Origin of the sequence: Bacillus sp. AF23, from assembly GCF_020861455.1 — a bacterium.
GTDB classification, from domain to species: domain Bacteria; phylum Bacillota; class Bacilli; order Bacillales; family Bacillaceae; genus Bacillus; species Bacillus halotolerans.
Genome location: NZ_JAJHVY010000012.1, coordinates 76069 through 93971, shown reverse-complemented (window position 1 = coordinate 93971; position 17903 = coordinate 76069). Strand labels below are relative to the sequence as shown.

Below are 17903 nucleotides of genomic sequence, written 5' to 3'. Positions count from 1 at the left end.
GGTTGAGATGTTATGTCAGATCAATTTAACAGCCGTGAAGCTCGACGTAAAGCGAACAGCAAGTCGAGCACTTCACCGAAAAAAGGCAAGAAACGAAAAAAAGGCGGTTTGTTTAAAAAGACGCTATTCACTTTACTCATTCTGTTTATCCTGGGTGTAGTCGGCGGCGCCGTTACATTTGCCGTCATGGTTTCTGATGCGCCATCACTGGACGAAAACAAATTGAAGACGCCTTATTCATCGACAATTTATGATAAAAACGGAAAAGAAATCGCTGAATACGGCTCCGAAAAGCGGTCCTATGTCTCGATAGATGAAATTCCCGATGTTGTAAAAGAAGCCTTTATTGCGACAGAGGATGCCCGTTTTTATGAGCACCACGGGATTGATCCTGTCCGTATCGGAGGCGCCTTAGTCGCCAACTTTAAAGACGGCTTCGGAGCTGAAGGCGGAAGTACCATCACCCAGCAGGTCGTCAAGAACTCCCTTCTGTCACATCAGAAAACGCTGAAACGGAAGGTGCAAGAAGTCTGGCTATCGATTCAGCTTGAACGCAATTACTCTAAAGATGAAATTTTAGAAATGTATTTAAACCGGATTTATTTTTCTCCTAGAGCATACGGAATCGGAAAAGCGGCGGAAGAATTTTTCGGCGTCACTGATTTAAGCAAATTGACTGTGGAACAAGCTGCGACACTTGCGGGTATGCCGCAAAGTCCGACAGCATACAATCCCGTTAAAAACCCAGATAAAGCGGAAAAAAGACGGAACATCGTACTCAGTCTCATGAAAAAGCAAGGATTTATTTCTGATTCTCAATATAACAAAGCGAAAAAAGTGGCAGTGAAAGATGAAGGCGTTGTATCACAGAAAGAATATGAAAAAACAAATTCAAATAAATACAGTGCGTTTGTTGAAGAAGTCATGAAAGAAATTGAAGAAAAATCTGATGTCAATCCAGGTACTGACGGATTAAAGATTTATACAACATTAGATACAAAAGCACAAGACAAACTAGATGAATTGATGGACGGAGACACTGTCGGATTTACTGAAGGCATGCAGGGCGGTGTTTCGCTTCTCGATACAAAAACCGGAGAAGTCCGCGCGATTGGTGCCGGTAGAAATTCTACGGTTGGTGGCTACAATTACGCGACTCAAGCTCAGCGACAGCCTGGTTCTACCATTAAACCAATTCTCGACTACGGTCCAGTTATTGAAAATAAAAAATGGTCCACTTACGAGCAAATTGATGACTCAGCTTACACGTATTCAGATGGAACACCTATCCGTAACTTTGACCGCAAATATAAAGAACTAATGTCTATGCGTGAAGCACTTGCGCAATCTCGGAACATTCCTGCTTTAAAAGCATACCAAGCAGTGGGTAGAGATGCTGCTGTAGACTTTGCTAACGGATTGGGACTAGGATTAGATAAAGATAAAGTATATGAATCGTATTCTATCGGTGGATTCGGAAAAGGCAATGTTGGTGTCTCTTCACTAACGATGGCAGGAGCATACAGCGCCTTCGGAAATAACGGAACATATAATGAACCGCATTTTGTAAAGTCTATTGAATTTAACGATGGCACAAAGCTTGACTTAACACCAAAATCAAAGTCAGCAATGAGCGATTATACTGCGTTTATGATTACAGATATGCTGAAAACAGCTGTTAAGACAGGTACTGGACAGCTTGCACAAGTACCCGGTGTGGAAGTAGCAGGAAAAACAGGGACGACCAACTTTGAAGAAAGTGAAATCCAAAGGTACAATATCGCAAGCGACGGTGCCCGAGATTCTTGGTTTGTCGGCTACACACCGCAATATACAGCAGCTGTCTGGACGGGTATGGGAGAAAACGAAGCTGGAAAGAAATCTCTTTCAACTGAAGAGCAAAAAGTTGCAAAACGCATCTTCGCCCAGCTCATTGCCGATGTCGATGACGGAAGCGGATCATTTGAGAAGCCTGACAGCGTAGTGGAAGCCACTGTAGAAAAAGGCTCTAACCCGGCAAAACTGGCAGGGCCAAATACGCCAAGCGATAAAAAGCTCACAGAGTATTTTGTAAAAGGTACGACTCCTACTACTGTTTCTAAAACATATGAGAAAGAAGAAAAAGAAGAAACAGCAAAACTGTCTGGTTTAAGTGTGAAATATGATAAAGATAATCAATCATTGACATTAAGCTGGAATTACGACGGAGATGCGACCTTTGCTGTTAAGCAATCTGTTGATGGCGGCAGCTACTCTGAAATTCAAAACAGCTCTGCAAAAGAGGCAGTCATTTCGGGCGTGCAGCCAGGCTCTGTATACAAATTCGAAGTGACAGCCGTCAGTGATGATGGCAAAAGTTCAGCGTCGACCTCCTATGAAGTGCCGAAAGCCGAAGAGGATGAAGATAAAAAAGACCAGCAGCAAACGGATGATGAAAATCAAGATGATGAGAAGACTCAGGATGATACACAAACTGATGATTCTCAAACAGATGACAGTCAGAAAGATCAAGATCAGACAGATGATTCAACAAACGATCAAGACAAAAAACAAGACAACACGAACACCAACCCGTCTGACAACAGCAACCAAGACCCATCTAACGATAACAGCAACAATAACAATGGCCGCAAAGAAGAAGATGCGTCAGATGGTGACTCAACAGACGATTCAACAGGAACGGATACAGATAAAAACAAAACAAATACATCTGGCAATACACAAACGAATTCATCATCAACTGAAAAAACGAATTAAAGACAAAGCCATCACCCTTTTAAAGGTGATGGCTTTTTTCTGCACAATAAAACCTCCCTCTTTAGGGGAGGTTTTATCGTTTCATCGCGTGATGCTTATAAAAATGCTTTTTCATTTCTGTAAAAAGTTCATCTAGCTGGATAAAGCAATGATATTGGGTCGGCTTCAGCAGAATAAACTCCACTCGTTCAGCCCAATTAATCGGCTTAGCCGGAAATGATTTCTTTGTCAGTTCTGACCAATTCAGCGATATCACCCGCTCACCCGCTGTCCAATGAAATGAAGCCAGTAAACATACAATACCTTTAAGCATGTCGTTTTGATCGCATCTGGACTTTCTTGTTTGAAATACAGGGAGAAGTGATTCTTTTGTTTCTTCCCACACTTGAAATAGATACGGAACGTACTTGCCGCTGTTTTCCCATGGCAATATGTCCTGCGTGGTCTCGCAGAAGTCAAAATACAAAGGATTAATCCTTAATGGTTCCTTGATATCAGTGAAGTCAATATGTCCTAGACTGCGCAAATATTGCTCATAAGAAGCTAACAATTCATTCGCTGCCGTCATCGTTTCACCAGCCCTTTTTTATCTCTCTTCTGCCCTTCTCTGCACAGAGAAAGCAATGGACATTCCGCACAGCGCGGCGATTGTGCCTTACAGTGGTATCTTCCGAAGAATATGAGACGATGATGGGTAACGGACCAATCTTCTTTAGGAACCTTGCGCATCAGTGTCTTTTCGACTTCCAGCACCGAATCCTTCCACCGGCAGATTCCCAGACGCTTGCTGACCCTCTCGACGTGTGTATCCACTGCAATGGCCGGTACGCCAAAGGCAACAGATACGACAACATTGGCGGTCTTCCGGCCAACTCCTGGGAGTTTCACAAGCTCATCACGGTCCTTCGGTACTTCTCCGCCATAATCTTCAATAATCATTTTACTCAGTTTTTGAATATTTTTTGCTTTATTACGGTACAGACCGATTGATTTGATATCCTGCTGAAGCTCTTCCAGAGAAACAGATAAATAGTCTTCCGGCCGTTTATATTTTTGAAATAATGTTTTGGTCACCCTGTTTACAAGTGCGTCTGTACATTGCGCAGATAAAGCGACTGCCACCACTAATTCAAAGGGATTGGAATGAACAAGTTCACACTCCGCGTGGGGAAACATGTCGCCTATCTTCTCTAAACAGAATTCAATTTGTTTTAGATTTAACACGATTGTCACCTTTTCACTTTATTGTTCAAGCCAATTGTAAAAAGGAACCTGCCTCTTATACTCTTTTTGCGGTTCATTCTGTTTTGTTTGAACACGCCGGAATTTTTGACTGTGGATTTTGGCCTGCTCCACTGTTTTCAACCCGTTTTTCTTCCATTCAAACAAAATCCGGTCAATGTAGCGGAAGCTGAGTTTTCCTGATAATACAGCCTCTTTTAAAGCGTGTTTAATCAGCTGTGCATCATGCTGATCCTGATCCTGCCAAATGGCCAGCGTTTCACACTCTAAAGGAGATAACGGTCTTGCAAACTCTTCTTCAAAAATCGTATAAAGGCTTTTTTGTTCCCCTTCTGCTTTTCTTTCTTGTGTTTGATTCTGGGCAAGCTCTATATACTCATAGAGCTTGCCCCATAAAGGCTGGAGTGAATATTTCTCAAACTTGATGCCGTTTTGGTCTTCGCCTTCCTCAATAAACAGAAAACCCTTTTGGATAAACATACGCAATCTGTTTGTGCATTCTTCAACAGAAATCGTCATGCCTTCCTGCAGTTCATGCGGTGTAGGAAAATAAGATCCCTTTTCTAAATGCATTTTGATTTTCAACAGCAGAATCAGTTCTGTTTCGTTAAGTCCAAGCTGTTTATAGTGGGTCAGCAAAAGATTGGGGATCGTTGACATCCCCATCTCCTGCATATCAATAAATTGCTGTTTTTTCATCGTTACACCTCTTACTGTAAAGGATAGTGTTTTCCCCTTTACTGTAAAAAGTCTCCCTTGCAGGAGACTCTTTTTTCTTGTTTCATTTAAATGTATTACGGATACAGACGGTTCAACAGTCTTGGGAACGGAATTGTTTCACGTACGTGAGGCGCTCCGCTGATCCAAGCTACTGTACGCTCTAACCCTAGGCCGAATCCGGAATGTGGAACTGATCCATATTTTCTAAGTTCAGCATACCATTTATATGCGTCAGAATCCAGTCCATGTTCTTTAAGGCGCGCTTCCAATAGTTCCATATCGTGAATCCGTTCAGAACCGCCGATGATTTCTCCGTAGCCTTCAGGCGCGATCAGATCTGCGCAAAGCACTACATCTTCGCGGTCAGATGCCGGCTGCATATAGAACGGTTTTAAAGACGTCGGATAGCGAGTGATGAAAACCGGTTTGTCATAGTGCTCGGCAATCGCTGTTTCATGAGGCGCTCCAAAATCGTCTCCCCACTCGATATCGTCAAAGCCTTTTTCTTTCAGAAAATCAACCGCTTCGTCATACGTAATTCTTGGGAACGGCGCTTTGATTTGCTCAAGTTTTGACGTGTCTCTTCCTAGTGTGTTTAATTCAATTTTGCAATTCTTAAGAACCGATTGCACGATGAATGAAACGTAATTTTCCTGTACTTGAAGGTTTTCTTCAAATTCAACAAACGCCATTTCCGGTTCAATCATCCAGAATTCGATTAAGTGGCGTTTTGTTTTAGACTTTTCTGCTCTGAACGTCGGTCCGAAGGAGAATACTTTTCCTAATGCCATCGCCGCAGCTTCCATGTACAGCTGTCCGCTTTGAGAAAGGTAAGCATCTTCATCGAAGTATTTTGTCGCAAAGAGCTCAGTTGTTCCTTCAGGCGCGCTTCCAGTCAAAATCGGCGGATCTACTTTTACGAAGCCTTCGTTATTAAAGAATTCGTAAGTCGCGCGAATGATTTCATTGCGGATTTTCATGATCGCATGCTGGCGCTTTGAACGAAGCCATAAGTGTCTGTGATCCATCAAAAATTCCGTACCGTGTTCCTTTGGCGTAATTGGATAATCAGTCGCTTCGTGAATGACTTCAATATCTGTCACAGCTAATTCATAACCAAGCGGAGAACGCTCGTCCTCTTTGACAATTCCTTTTATATAGAGTGACGTTTCCTGCGTCACAGATTTAGCCGTTTGGAAAATGCTCTCTTCAACCTCCGCTTTTACAACGACACCTTGAATAAAACCTGTACCGTCTCTCAGCTGTAAAAACGCGATTTTCCCGCTTGAACGCTTATTAGCGATCCAAGCTCCGATCGTTACTTCCTCACCTACGTGCTTGTACACTTGGTTGATTGTTGTTTTCAAAATATTTCCCTCCAAAACAAGAAGACATTCGGAAGCTTTTGCCCCGCGAACTCTTTTATCATCACTTTATTATACCCGGTCTTAACTGACCGGGTCAATGCAGATAAAAAGCGGCTTTTTGTCAGCCGCTTTCTGATCCGTTAGCTATGTTTTTCTACAAATCGTTTGATTCGTTGCACCGCTTTTTCCAGAAGGTCTAATGATGTCGCGTAGGACAACCGGACATTATCGGGAGAGCCGAATCCGGAGCCTGGAACAATCGCGACTTTTTCTTCTTCAAGAAGCGCCTTGACAAATTCATCTACATCTTTGAATCCGCAAGTTTGAGCTGCTTTTTTTGCATTCGGAAATAAGTAAAAAGCACCTTCCGGCTTCACGCAGCTGAAGCCCGGGATTTCAACGAGCTGATCATAAATCGTGTTTAATCTATGCTCAAATGCTTTTCTCATCTCCTCCATTGGCTCAGAAGGTCCGTTGTATGCGGCAATCGCTCCGTATTGTGCGATGGATGTCGGATTTGACGTGCTGTGGCTTGCAAGGTTTGTCATCGCTTTGATGATCTCTTCTGTTCCAGCCGCATAACCGATTCTCCAGCCTGTCATGCTGTGTGATTTTGATACGCCGTTGATGACGATCGTTTGCTCTTTCAAACGGTCAGACAGCTGTGCGATGGAAACGTGTTTTTTTCCGCCGTATGTAAGTTTTTCATAAATTTCGTCAGATACTATCAGGATGTCATGATCAAGGCACACTTCACCAAGCGCGGCCAGCTCTTCTTCTGTATACATAACGCCAGTCGGATTGCTTGGTGAATTAATAACGATTGCTTTTGTTTTTTCTGTAATCGCTTTTTTCAGCTGCTCAGGAGAAATTTTAAAGTGATTTTCCTCAAGCCCTTCTACATAAACAGGCTGACCGCCAGCGAGTTTCACCTGTTCCGGATAGCTTACCCAGTAAGGCGTTGGGATAATCACTTCGTCTCCTTCATCCAAAATCACTTGGAAAAGGGTATACAGTGCATGTTTGGCACCAGTACAGACAATCAATTGAGACGGTTTGTATTCAATATTCTGGTCACGTTTAAATTTCTCTGCAATGCTGTTTTTTAATTCAGCCAAACCGCCTGAAGGCGTGTATTTCGTATGTCCTTCGTTCATTGAGCGTACAGCTGCATCAATAATGTGCTGCGGTGTATTGAAGTCGGGTTCGCCCGCTCCAAGGCCGATGACATCATGGCCTGCCGCTTTCAGTTCTTTCGCTTTCGCTGTAATGGCCAGTGTGGTAGACGGTGTTAATGCGGATACTCTTTTTGCCAGTTTCAACTTGAACTCCCCCTAATTCGTCTTAAGGCGTGATATTTTTGAGAATCTTTCCAGTTGTAAAGTCCACATAACTTAAACTGTATTGTCCTTCTTTGTCTAAGTACGTTACTTCCCAAAGCAGGACGTTCCCTTCTCTTGCCAGGTGAATCTCTTTTTGCTTTGAAACCAGCCCTTCATCTTGTATGATTTTCGCCGCTTTGTCCTCGGTGATTCCCTCTTTTGCTTCTTTTGAGAGAATTTTTGCTTTTTTATCTTCAGGAACCCATACATATAATTTGATGCCTTTTTTGTCGGTTCCCTTTACGATATAATACTTTTCTTTTCCGACAAATGTTTCGACTTGATCAACGCTGGTGAGGTCGGTTTCTTTTTTCGCTTCAGCAGCTGCTGCTTCGTGCCCCTTTTCCTTTTGTGCCATGGCTGATTTATAAATGTTTGCCGAGACAAGAAGCACTGCTAAAAAAATAATACCAAATATGGCGGTAAATATTAATGCTTTTTTTCTCATCTTCTCACCTACGTACGATAAATGGTAAAAACGGCTTGGTTTTTGTTTTCTTCATCAAGCGCAAGACCGAACATCAGATTATCTCTTTTCAGTGTCCGATTCAGCGTGTCTACAATTTTATAAAGGTCATCCGAATGCTCTACATTAATAGTTGAAAGAATTTCGATTTTGCTTTCCATTTTTTCATCCTCCAAATTGAACAAATATTGTTAGTCATACTCCTTTTCAGGACGCGCCATACTAGTACCACAAAGCGGAAAAACCCGCTTTTACAAATAAAACACGTCCTACTCCCACACCGGAAAGCCGCTTTATGCGGCTTTTATTCACTTTTTCCGGCAACATAAGCTTCAATCTCACTGTCAGTCACTTCAGATATTGCTGTTGTCGGCAGAGCATCAAGGAACAGGCGCCCGTAGCCAGCGGTTTTGACCCGTCTGTCTAATATGACAATCGTTCCTTTGTCTCCGGCTGTTCGGAGCAAGCGCCCAATTCCTTGTCTGAACGTCAGCACCGCTTCCGGCAGTGAGACCGTTTGAAACGGATTGCGCCCTTTCTTCCTCGCCAGCTCACATTTTGCAGCGTGCAGCGGATGATCCGGAGCCCGGAAAGGAAGTCTCACGATGATCACTGTCGTCAGTTCATCGCCAGGGAAATCAACGCCTTCCCAAAAATGATTCGTTCCAAGCAAAATGGCCTGATTGGCTGTTTTGAACGTTTTCATCAGTTTTCCGGGACTGCCGCCAGTTATGCCCTGAGCCAAAAGCTGTATGCCTGAAACACTCATGGCGAGCTTGAGTTCCTGATGCACTTTTTTCAGCATGTCATGAGACGTAAACAGCACAAGGATTTTCGGCTGTTTTTCTTTTGCCATCAGTTCGATATAACGTGCGGTATCCTGTATAAATTCAGTCTGCCCCGTATCTTGGATCGATTTTATTTCTTTTGGAATCATTACCTGCATCCGCTCATCATAAGAAAAAGGCGACGCGATCCTCATTGTGCGGGGGAAAAAGTCACTTAACCCCAAACGCTCAATGATAAATTGAAACGAATTTTCTATCGTTAGGGTTGCAGATGTAAGAACGACACTGTTTTTCCGGGCAAAAAACTGATCAGCAAGAAGCTCGCCCGGTTCCAGCGGCTGCGCATATATAGCTACTGCATTCTTCGCACCTTTAGCATCTATCTCAATCCAAACCGCTTCATTGTCATCTGAGCCAAAGAACAGCTGATTTAGAGTCTGGCAGTACTCCCCCAAATCATTCATGCTTCTATTATATTCATCGGCCAAAAAAGCATTTTTGCTTTTCATAACCGTCAGATGTTCTTCCATCAGAGCCGTCTGGGTCTCAAAAAGCTGCTGCAAATGCGCCAGCATAGAACAGAGCCTTTCCGCTCCATCTGTTAAAATAGGCCATCCTTTATCGTGACTTTTTTTGTTCACGTTAAAGACAAGACGGTTTAAGTCTTCTTTAGGTTTTCTTCGTTTGACAAAAGAATGCACAGAGCTGAAAAACGCATCACTTTCCGCCTGAATATGCTGAATCCACTCCTCCACTTCGAAAAATGAATCCACCGGCAGGCTGTGACGCTGAAAAAGCTGTCTCATTTTTTTCAGAAGCCCCTGCTCTTTCAGCGTTCCGATTCTGCTCAATTTTGTATGCAGTTCTATGTAAGTTGCTCTTTTTCCTAAATGTTCGCTTGCAGCACGTTCAAAATGGTGTGCTTCATCAATTACAAAAGTCCCGCTATCCGGAAGTCTTTTTTTCCGGCTTGCCTCATCGGTTAGCAGAAGAGAATGATTCGTAATCACCAGATCAGACCGCATGGCACTTTGTTTGGCCCGTTCATAAAAACCAATCACTTGATCCCTCTGATGTCGTTTATAAGAATGATCATCATATGCCAATCTGTCCCACAGCAGTTTTCCGCCTGACGGCAAATTCAGTTCTGCTACATCTCCCGTGTTTGTCTCTGTCAGCCAAACAAGAAGCTGGGCTTTTGTCAAAACGGCATCATAGTTATCGTCTTCCTCATGAAGCACCTGCTCAAACTTATAAAGGCACAGATAATGCGATTGCCCTTTTAAAATAGCCGCAGTCACCGAAAAAGGGAACATATCTTTGATGATCGGCAAATCCTTCGTCAAAATCTGCTGCTGAAGAAGGGTTGAATACGTGCTGATGACGACCGGCTTTTTTGACTTTTTAGCAAAAAGCGCAGCCGGAATCAGGTAGCCGATCGTTTTTCCGATTCCCGGAGCAGCTTCAATCAGCGCGTGTTCACGATTGGCAAAGGCATCAGCCACTTCTTTCATCATCAGCATTTGGCCTTCTCTTTTTTCGTACTGGGGCATGAGCTCAGAGAGCGCTTTTTCATTTCCTGCTGCCCAATTTTCCATCTCAAATAGAAATTCTTCATCTTCTTTGAGACGTTCAATCACAGGTTCAGGTTCTCTGACAGAAAAAGATGAAAAACGCGTAAAGCCTGGCATATCTGTATGTCTGTTTTCATAAATGAACATATCTAACAAATGCGTCAGATCACTGATAAAATGCTGTGACAGCCTTCTTAACTGCTTTAATGTCGGATAAGGAAGCCGCCTTAGCTTTTCAAGAATTTCCAAAAAAATAAGTCCTGTGACTTCAGCGTCGCTGTCAGCTCGATGCGGCTGATCATGCCGCAGCTGAAGCTCTTCGCTTAATTCAGTCAGCTTATATCCCTCAAATCCCGGAAATGCGATACGGGAGAGCTCAACAGTATCCAGCACTTCACAACCTGGGAGCTGGAAACCCGCTTTATGTAACTCATGCTTCACAAACCCGAGGTCAAAATGGATATTGTGGGCGACAAAGTAAGCGCCGTCAAGCAAATGAAACACTTCTTCAGCCACTGCTTTAAACGGCGGCTGATTTTCTACCATTTGATTCGTGATTCCCGTAAGCTGTTCAATAAAAACCGGAATGGATTTATTTGGATTAATATATTTTGAAAACCGCTCAGTAATTTGTCCATTTTCAATTACAACCGCTGCAATTTGAATGATTTTATCGCCCTTTTTTGGCGAATTCCCTGTTGTTTCTACATCTATAACAACGAACCGTTGCTTTTTCATTAAAATGGACACCTCAATTCTTGCATACGACAAAAGTGTAACACGTTTTGTACGGAAATGGAGCGGCAAAACCGTTTTACGCTGAAAATCTTAAACGAAAACCCCCGATAAAGGGGGCGGTATATCTACAAAATAGTGCTGGCAGGTTCTTGTCCAAGCATTTGTTCAATTTTGTTTTGGTCATTCAAAACGGCAACTTTCGGCTGATGGTTTGCCGCTTCTTGATCAGACATCATTTTGTAGGAAATAATAATAACCTTATCGCCTTCCTGTACAAGGCGTGCGGCAGCTCCGTTTAAACAGATGACTCCGCTTCCGCGCTGACCGGGAATAATGTACGTTTCCAGGCGTGCTCCATTGTTATTATTCACAATTTGCACTTTTTCATTAGGAAGCATTCCTACCGCATCAATAAGATCTTCATCAATTGTAATGCTGCCCACATAGTTAAGATTTGCTTCTGTAACTGTAGCTCTATGAAGCTTTCCGCTCATCATCGTGCGATACATCATTATATTCTCTCCATTTCTCGAATATCAATAATGATATTGTCTATTAAACGCGCTTTTGAAAATGCAACTGCTACAGCTAGAATAATCTTTCCTTCGAGCTTGTTCACAGGCTCAAGTTCCGGATAAGAATATAGCTCAACATAATCAATTCTGCCGCTTGTCGTTTCAATGATGTCTTTTGCAGCATTGATGACCGCTTCAGGATTTCTCTCACCTGCTCTGATCAGCTCGGCACTCGTCTGAAGGGCTTGGTAAAGCTTAGGTGCTTCTCTTCTTTCCTCAGCCGTTAAATACACATTCCGGGAGCTTTTGGCTAACCCGTCTTCCTCTCTGACCGTATCTACAGCAACCAGTTCAATATCCATGAAGAAATCACTGATTAAACCATCAACAACTGCCACCTGCTGCGCATCCTTTAAACCAAAATAAGCGCGTGTCGGTTTAACAAGATTGAACAGCTTCGTCAGCACGATGGCAACTCCGTCAAAGTGTCCTTCCCTTGAACGCCCGCATAAAACCTCTGTACGTCTCTCAACATGTATCGTTACATTTTTTTCACCGGGATACATGTCACTGGCATCAGGAGTGAAAAGAATATCAACGCCGGCATTTTCCGCAAGAGCGGCATCACGTTCGAGATCGCGCGGATACGCTTCAAAATCCTCCCCGGGACCGAATTGCGTCGGATTTACAAAAATACTCATAACGACGGCGTCATTTTCTTGTCTGGCTTTGTCTGCCAAGGTTAAATGCCCTTCATGAAGAAATCCCATCGTCGGAACAAATCCGATTGTTTTGCCTTCTGACTGATATTGTGTAATGATTTCTTTCAGCTGTGAGATATCTGTAATCTGCTTCATCTTATTTTCCTCCGTACAAGCCTTCCAGGACTGTCTGATTCATCTGAAAGGAATGCTTTTGTTCAGGGAAAGCACGATATCTTACATCATGGACATATCCACTGATTGCTGTTTCTATAGTGCCGTCAATTTGCGTATATTGTTTCACAAATTTAGGTGTTCTAACAACACCATGGCCGATAACATCGTGATAAACAAGAACCTGTCCGTCCGCTTTTACACCAGCTCCGATTCCAATGACAGGAATAGATAATGTTTCTGCGATTTTTGCCGTGAGTTCTGCAGGCACACATTCAAGCACAAGCATCATGGCCCCCGCTTCCTCACATTTTATACTGTCTTCTATTAATTTCTTGGCGCTATGTTCATCTTTGCCCTGTACTTTATATCCGCCTAATACACCGACTGATTGCGGTGTCAGCCCTAAATGACTGACAACAGGAATGCCACCGAGCGTCAAGGCGCGGATGGATTCAAACACCCCTTCACCGCCTTCCAGCTTCAGCGCGTCGGCTCCGCTTTCCTGAACGATAGCTGCGGCATTTTTCAGCGTATCCTCTTTAGACAAGTGGTAGGACATAAACGGCATGTCGGTTACGATAAATGTATTTGGCGCACCTCTTTTGACCGCTTTCGTGTGATGGATCATATCCGCAACTGTCACGCCGACAGTTGAATCAAGGCCTAGCACGACCATTCCTAGTGAATCGCCGACTAAAATCATATCCACTCCCGCTTGTTCAGCAAGCTTAGCTGCCGGATAATCGTAAGCCGTCAGCATGACAATCGGTTCTTCATTCTCTTTCATTTTTAAGAAATCAAGTTTTGTTTTCACTTTTTCTCCTCCTCATTTTTAGAGGAGATGAGCTGCCGTATCTTATCCAAGCCAAAAAAACCTTCCGCTACACGAGAAGGATTCTTCACTTTCTAAAGTTCGGCGAGTTTCATCCCTCTGTCCCAGTCCTTTTTGGATCAAGGCAGACTGCTGCAATGTCTATCTATTTTTTATGAATAGGTGCAGTTCGCAGGCGATACTGCCCAATGGAAGTATATCAAAATCAACAGGCTTGTACCAACTACAATGAACCCATTTCGATATCTGCCGAATAGATTTTTTTTATGCCTTCCTTTGTTTCTAAAAGAAGAACACCCTCTTCGTCTATTCCTAAAGCTTTCCCATAAAATGTTCCGTTTAGCGTTCTTGCTCTTAATTCACTGCCGATACCCAGCGCATAGCTTTCCCACAGTAGTTTAATCGGCGTGAAACCATGCGCTAAATAATCTCGGTACCGTTTTTCAAAAGATAGCAAAATATGCTGCATGACGCTGGCCCGATCTATTTTTTCACCGGCTGCCTGACTAAGGCTCGTTGCGGTTTCCTTTAGCTCCTCGGGAAAATCATCGGCCTCTTGATTAACGTTTATGCCTGTTCCGATAATGACTGAACGGACGCGGTCTTCTTCCGCCTGCATTTCAGTTAAGATGCCGACTGCTTTTTTTCCGTGAATTAATATGTCATTAGGCCATTTAATATCCGTTTGGAGACCTGTTGCCTCCTCTATTCCTTGCACAACAGCTACCGCAGCAAGAAGCGTAAGCTGAGGTGTTTTTTGAAGCGGAATGTCTGGACGCAAAATCAGGCTCATCCAGATGCCTGTTCCTTCTTGAGAATGCCACACCCTTGACATACGCCCTCTGCCGGCTGTTTGTTTATCTGCGACAACGAGAGTGCCCTCCGGCGCGTTATCATTAGCAAGCTCATGAGCCTTTTTTTGAGTGGATGAAAGGACGTCATGATAAAAAAGATGCTGGCCCATCACTTCTGTTTTCAGCCCAAACCGAATTTCACTTTCACTGAGTTTTCCAGGCTTTTTGATAAGCCGATACCCTTTTCTTCTGACAGCCTCCACTTCATAGCCTTCTTTGCGAAGCTCCTCAATATGCTTCCATACAGCTGTTCTCGAGCATCCGAGAGCATCACTGATTTTTTGGCCGGAAATAAACTCGCTTCCGGCCTGAGAAAATAATTCAATAAGATCGTTTCTTAAGGTTGATCGCATGTCTTCAGCCACTCCTCTATGTGTTCCTTCTGATTGGAGAGCTTTCCCGTTACAACAGCCTGCTCTATCCGCTGTAATTCTTCAGACACCCATTTTCCAGCGGGCTGGTTTCGCAGTGCAAGTAAATCCCGCCCTGTGATGGCAAGATCCTTCAGACTTTTGATGGGCAGGCTTTGATAAGCTTCTCTAACTTCCTTCAGTCTCTCGCCGTTCAGCTGCTTGGTTTGCCGGAGCATTGATATTTTGACGGCGGATAAAAGCGCTTTTTCACCAGCCTTGTACATGGACATAGCGTCAAGGCTCTGGCCAAACGTATCGGCAATGTGAGCGGCTTCCTTCATCACTTTTCCAGGGAGCTTCCAGGCTTTCAAGAAAAGCATCGCTTCTTTCAAGTCTATCTGAAGATCAAGTAGAAGCGCTGCCCAAAGCTCCTCACGAGAAGTGAGAAGAGAAAACGGAAACTCGCTCGCCGTCAGCAGGTTCTCCCGTTTGTGATAAAAACCCGGCAGTTCTTCATAAAGCCCCGTATGTACAAGCATTTGAATGGCCTCTTGGGACGCTTTTCCCAGTAAAAGCTTCTCGAACTCTATTGTTTTCCGTTCGACTGATACATGAGAAAGAAGTGTTTTCTCTTTTATGATCGCTTCTTCTGTTTCTTTCGAAAGCGTAAATCCGAGCTGGCTCATAAATCGCACCGCTCTCAGCATGCGAAGCGCATCTTCCTGAAAGCGGTCCTCCGGTTTTCCAACCGTTCGAATCAGCTGCTGATCAATGTCTTTCTTGCCGCCAAAATAATCAAGAACTTGACCGTCAGCTGTCATGGCCATCGCATTAATCGTCAAATCCCTGCGTTTCAAATCCTCTTCTAATGAAGTGATGAAGTGCACTTCTGACGGTCTTCTGTAATCTTCATAATCTGATTCAGTCCGGAATGTAGTGACTTCATAGGTATCATCTTCCCAGAGCACGATAATGGTCCCGTGCTCTTTGCCGACATCAACTGTCCGCTTAAAAAGCCGTTCTACTTGGTCCGGTGCCGCATCTGTCGCAATATCGACATCTCCAATATTTCGTTTCATATAGCTGTCACGAACTGCGCCTCCGACAAAGTAAGCTTGGTGACCTGCTTCAATTAATGTGCGGAGCACGGGAAGTGCTTTGATAAAAATTTGTTCCATGTCATCACTCCGGTTCTGCTAAATCGGCATATATCTGTTCATACTGGCTGACAATCTTTTGTGACGAAAATTCATTATTGAGCATTTCCATGGCCGCTTCGGTAAACCGCTTGCTCAGCTGTTCGTCTTCTAAAATGCGAACCGCTTTAGCTGAAGCGGCTTCGACATCGCCGACATCCACCAAAAACCCGCTCACATTGTTTTTTATCACTTCAGGGATACCGCCAATATTCGTTCCAATGCAAGGCACTCCGCATGCCATCGCTTCAAGCAGGACAAGGCCGAAACTTTCTTTTTCAGACAGCAGCAGCTTCAGATCACTGATGGAGTATAGCTCCTCGACACGATCTTGATTTCCAAGCATCAGCACTTGTTTTTCCAGCCCATATTTTCTGACAAGCTCACAGGCCACTGATTTCTCAGGACCGTCTCCGACTAAGAGCAGTTTTGCTTTTGTTTTGCCGGCTATATTTCGAAACACCTGGATGACATCCTGCACACGTTTGACCTTTCTGAAGTTGGACACATGGATCACGACTTTTTCATCCGGCAGTATGCCGTGTTTCTCTTTAATGGCCGCTGTATTTTTCTTAAGGTATACACGTTCATCTATGAAATTATAAATCGTTTCTATTTTTTTCTCCGGCTTAATTAAATCGTACGTTTCAGCAGCAAGTGCTGATGAGACCGCTGTCACCCTGTCTGAAGCCTCTATCGCAAAACGGATAAGATCTTTTAAGGATGGATCGTATCCTAATACTGTAATATCCGTTCCATGCAAAGTTGTTACGATGCCGATATTCCGTTTCAGCATCTGCTTTGCGAGATAAGCGCAAACCGCATGCGGCAGAGCGTAGTGAGCGTGGATGATGTCTAAATTCTCCCGTTCTGCAACCTCAGCGATTTTGCTTGCCAATGTTAAATCATACGGCGGATATTTAAAAACGGCATATTGGTTAACTTCAACTTCATGAAAGTGAATATTAGGATGGTATGTATTTAGTCTGAACGGGATGCTCGATGTTATAAAATGGATTTCATGACCCTTTTCAGCAAGCTGTTTCCCGAGTTCTGTCGCAATGATACCTGAGCCGCCGACGCTCGGATAGCATGTAATGCCTATTTTTAACTTTTTCATTGTTCGCCCCCAAGCACATCATGATCCAGCATCAGCATCCGATTGGAAAAGAAGCCCTCAGCGTACCCTACACCTGCTTCTTTGCCGTACAGCTTTTCTCTTGCTTCAATGATCTCGATATAACCGTTCGTCAATGGTGTTGAAACAGAATTCTGTGACGGTACAAACTGGCTTTTGTAGGTATTGAGGCTTTTCTTTTTATCCTCTATTGTATCCGAGATATCAATAACAAAATCAGGCTGATGAAAACCATTTATCATATAATAGTAGACCTTACTTACTTTATGCGCAGGCAGGCTGTTTTCATCTTTATATTTATGAATTCCTGCTGAAAAGATCGCTTCTTCTACAAGTGCGGCAGCATTGCCGTGATCCGGATGACGATCCTTTTTATATGGCATAAACACCGCTTTCGGCCGGCAGGTTCTAATGACTGTGACAATCGCCCGAATCGCCTCATCACTCATCATCAGCCCGCGGTCAGGGAGCGTCAGCTGAATTCTTTTGTCCACACCTAATATACGGGCTGCTTCGGCCGCTTCTTCTTTTCGCAAACTGACTGTTCCGTTTGAAGACAACTCCGCTTCAGTCAAATCGCATATCACGGTTTTTTTTCCCTGTTTGACAAGCTTTGCTATTGTGCCGCCCATACCAATCTCGACATCATCACTATGGGCGCCAAAAGCAAGAACGTCAGCATTATACATGAGGTTCTTCTCCCCGAAGAAGATTTCGGAATTCAAAAACGCCTTCATCAAGTGTGCGAACAAGAATTTCTGCAGTTCCCATATTGGTGGCAAGCGGAATCGAATAAACATCACATAAACGGATTAATGCCGAGACATCCGGTTCATGCGGCTGTGCGGTCAGCGGGTCGCGCAAAAAGATAACTAGGTCAAGTGCGTTAGCGGCAATTAACGCGCCGATTTGCTGGTCTCCGCCTAAAGGGCCGGATTGAAAACGCTGAATTTGAAGGCCGGTTGCCTCTTGAATTTTCAATCCCGTTGTTCCCGTTGCATATAGATCATGATGACTCAAAATCTCTTGATAAGCGGTTGTAAATTGGATCATATCCTGTTTCTTCTTGTCATGCGCGATCAAAGCAATTTTCATCATTTATC

Annotated in this window: 17 protein-coding genes; 1 reads left to right on the top strand and 16 read right to left on the bottom strand. The window is 43.7% G+C overall.

The features are described from left to right. The first annotated feature begins 12 nt into the window (after positions 1–12). Positions 13–2757 carry a PBP1A family penicillin-binding protein gene (locus tag LNN34_RS04075; protein ID WP_229042780.1) on the top strand — a complete coding sequence of 915 codons (2745 nt, stop codon included), beginning with the start codon at positions 13–15 and terminating at the stop codon, positions 2755–2757. Positions 2758–2830: 73 nt separating this feature from the next. Here the strand turns inward: LNN34_RS04075 and LNN34_RS04070 are convergent, their stop codons facing one another. The 16 genes from LNN34_RS04070 to mgsA form a co-directional block, all read right to left on the bottom strand. Beyond that, the gene (locus LNN34_RS04070) at positions 2831–3325 is read right to left on the bottom strand and encodes a YpoC family protein (RefSeq protein WP_059352451.1); all 495 of its coding nucleotides are present in this window, start codon (positions 3323–3325) and stop codon (positions 2831–2833) included. Continuing rightward, positions 3322–3981 (bottom strand): endonuclease III, encoded by a 660-nt coding sequence (nth, locus tag LNN34_RS04065; protein WP_010334708.1) that lies wholly within the window; start codon positions 3979–3981, stop codon positions 3322–3324. The genes LNN34_RS04070 and nth overlap by 4 nt, the downstream gene beginning before the upstream one ends. A gap of 18 nt (positions 3982–3999) precedes the next feature. Next, entirely contained in the window at positions 4000–4698 is a 699-nt protein-coding gene (dnaD, locus tag LNN34_RS04060) for a DNA replication protein DnaD (RefSeq protein WP_044155229.1), read from the bottom strand. 95 nt (positions 4699–4793) lie between these two features. Then, entirely contained in the window at positions 4794–6086 is a 1293-nt protein-coding gene (asnS, locus tag LNN34_RS04055; protein WP_044155223.1) for an asparagine--tRNA ligase, read from the bottom strand. Between the two features lie 140 nt (positions 6087–6226). Beyond that, entirely contained in the window at positions 6227–7408 is a 1182-nt protein-coding gene (gene aspB / locus LNN34_RS04050; RefSeq protein ID WP_229042779.1) for an aspartate transaminase AspB, read from the bottom strand. A gap of 22 nt (positions 7409–7430) precedes the next feature. Continuing rightward, on the bottom strand, positions 7431–7916 hold the full coding sequence (gene tseB, locus LNN34_RS04045; protein WP_044155205.1) for a cell wall elongation/penicillin-binding protein regulator TseB: 486 nt from the start codon (positions 7914–7916) through the stop codon (positions 7431–7433). An 8-nt stretch (positions 7917–7924) separates the two neighbouring features. Continuing rightward, entirely contained in the window at positions 7925–8095 is a 171-nt protein-coding gene (locus LNN34_RS04040; protein ID WP_003225588.1) for a YpmA family protein, read from the bottom strand. A gap of 143 nt (positions 8096–8238) precedes the next feature. Next, a complete protein-coding gene (dinG, locus tag LNN34_RS04035; RefSeq protein WP_229042778.1) occupies positions 8239–11034 on the bottom strand; it encodes an ATP-dependent DNA helicase DinG in 2796 nt (931 codons plus the stop codon). Positions 11035–11159: 125 nt separating this feature from the next. Then, entirely contained in the window at positions 11160–11543 is a 384-nt protein-coding gene (gene panD, locus LNN34_RS04030) for an aspartate 1-decarboxylase (RefSeq protein WP_044156733.1), read from the bottom strand. A 2-nt stretch (positions 11544–11545) separates the two neighbouring features. Continuing rightward, positions 11546–12406 carry a pantoate--beta-alanine ligase gene (gene panC / locus LNN34_RS04025; RefSeq protein ID WP_059293707.1) on the bottom strand — a complete coding sequence of 287 codons (861 nt, stop codon included), beginning with the start codon at positions 12404–12406 and terminating at the stop codon, positions 11546–11548. A 1-nt stretch (position 12407) separates the two neighbouring features. Beyond that, positions 12408–13241, bottom strand: coding sequence for a 3-methyl-2-oxobutanoate hydroxymethyltransferase (panB, locus tag LNN34_RS04020; RefSeq protein WP_069487316.1), 834 nt, complete (start codon positions 13239–13241; stop codon positions 12408–12410). Positions 13242–13482: 241 nt separating this feature from the next. Further along, the gene (locus LNN34_RS04015) at positions 13483–14466 is read right to left on the bottom strand and encodes a biotin--[acetyl-CoA-carboxylase] ligase (RefSeq protein ID WP_059293705.1); all 984 of its coding nucleotides are present in this window, start codon (positions 14464–14466) and stop codon (positions 13483–13485) included. Continuing rightward, positions 14451–15644: a CCA tRNA nucleotidyltransferase gene (locus LNN34_RS04010; RefSeq protein WP_059352447.1), complete on the bottom strand. Its 1194-nt coding sequence runs from the start codon at positions 15642–15644 to the stop codon at positions 14451–14453. Before LNN34_RS04010 ends, LNN34_RS04015 begins: the two co-directional genes overlap by 16 nt. A gap of 4 nt (positions 15645–15648) precedes the next feature. Beyond that, the gene (gene bshA / locus LNN34_RS04005; RefSeq protein ID WP_024121846.1) at positions 15649–16782 is read right to left on the bottom strand and encodes an N-acetyl-alpha-D-glucosaminyl L-malate synthase BshA; all 1134 of its coding nucleotides are present in this window, start codon (positions 16780–16782) and stop codon (positions 15649–15651) included. Beyond that, positions 16779–17489 (bottom strand): bacillithiol biosynthesis deacetylase BshB1, encoded by a 711-nt coding sequence (bshB1, locus tag LNN34_RS04000; protein ID WP_199397993.1) that lies wholly within the window; start codon positions 17487–17489, stop codon positions 16779–16781. Before bshB1 ends, bshA begins: the two co-directional genes overlap by 4 nt. After that, positions 17482–17895: a methylglyoxal synthase gene (mgsA, locus tag LNN34_RS03995; RefSeq protein ID WP_044155160.1), complete on the bottom strand. Its 414-nt coding sequence runs from the start codon at positions 17893–17895 to the stop codon at positions 17482–17484. The genes bshB1 and mgsA overlap by 8 nt, the downstream gene beginning before the upstream one ends. Positions 17896–17903 lie beyond the last annotated feature (8 nt).

What these genes read in the sequence shown, in the direction of transcription:
- LNN34_RS04075 (WP_229042780.1), top strand. Translation starts at nt 13, where the DNA reads ATGTCAGATCAATTTAACAGCCGTGAAGCTCGACGTAAAGCGAACAGC.
- LNN34_RS04070 (WP_059352451.1), bottom strand. Translation starts at nt 3,325, where the DNA reads ATGACGGCAGCGAATGAATTGTTAGCTTCTTATGAGCAATATTTGCGC.
- dnaD (WP_044155229.1), bottom strand. Translation starts at nt 4,698, where the DNA reads ATGAAAAAACAGCAATTTATTGATATGCAGGAGATGGGGATGTCAACG.
- tseB (WP_044155205.1), bottom strand. Translation starts at nt 7,916, where the DNA reads ATGAGAAAAAAAGCATTAATATTTACCGCCATATTTGGTATTATTTTT.
- LNN34_RS04040 (WP_003225588.1), bottom strand. Translation starts at nt 8,095, where the DNA reads ATGGAAAGCAAAATCGAAATTCTTTCAACTATTAATGTAGAGCATTCG.
- dinG (WP_229042778.1), bottom strand. Translation starts at nt 11,034, where the DNA reads ATGAAAAAGCAACGGTTCGTTGTTATAGATGTAGAAACAACAGGGAAT.
- panD (WP_044156733.1), bottom strand. Translation starts at nt 11,543, where the DNA reads ATGTATCGCACGATGATGAGCGGAAAGCTTCATAGAGCTACAGTTACA.
- panC (WP_059293707.1), bottom strand. Translation starts at nt 12,406, where the DNA reads ATGAAGCAGATTACAGATATCTCACAGCTGAAAGAAATCATTACACAA.
- LNN34_RS04015 (WP_059293705.1), bottom strand. Translation starts at nt 14,466, where the DNA reads ATGCGATCAACCTTAAGAAACGATCTTATTGAATTATTTTCTCAGGCC.
- LNN34_RS04010 (WP_059352447.1), bottom strand. Translation starts at nt 15,644, where the DNA reads ATGGAACAAATTTTTATCAAAGCACTTCCCGTGCTCCGCACATTAATT.
- bshA (WP_024121846.1), bottom strand. Translation starts at nt 16,782, where the DNA reads ATGAAAAAGTTAAAAATAGGCATTACATGCTATCCGAGCGTCGGCGGC.
- bshB1 (WP_199397993.1), bottom strand. Translation starts at nt 17,489, where the DNA reads ATGTATAATGCTGACGTTCTTGCTTTTGGCGCCCATAGTGATGATGTC.
- mgsA (WP_044155160.1), bottom strand. Translation starts at nt 17,895, where the DNA reads ATGAAAATTGCTTTGATCGCGCATGACAAGAAGAAACAGGATATGATC.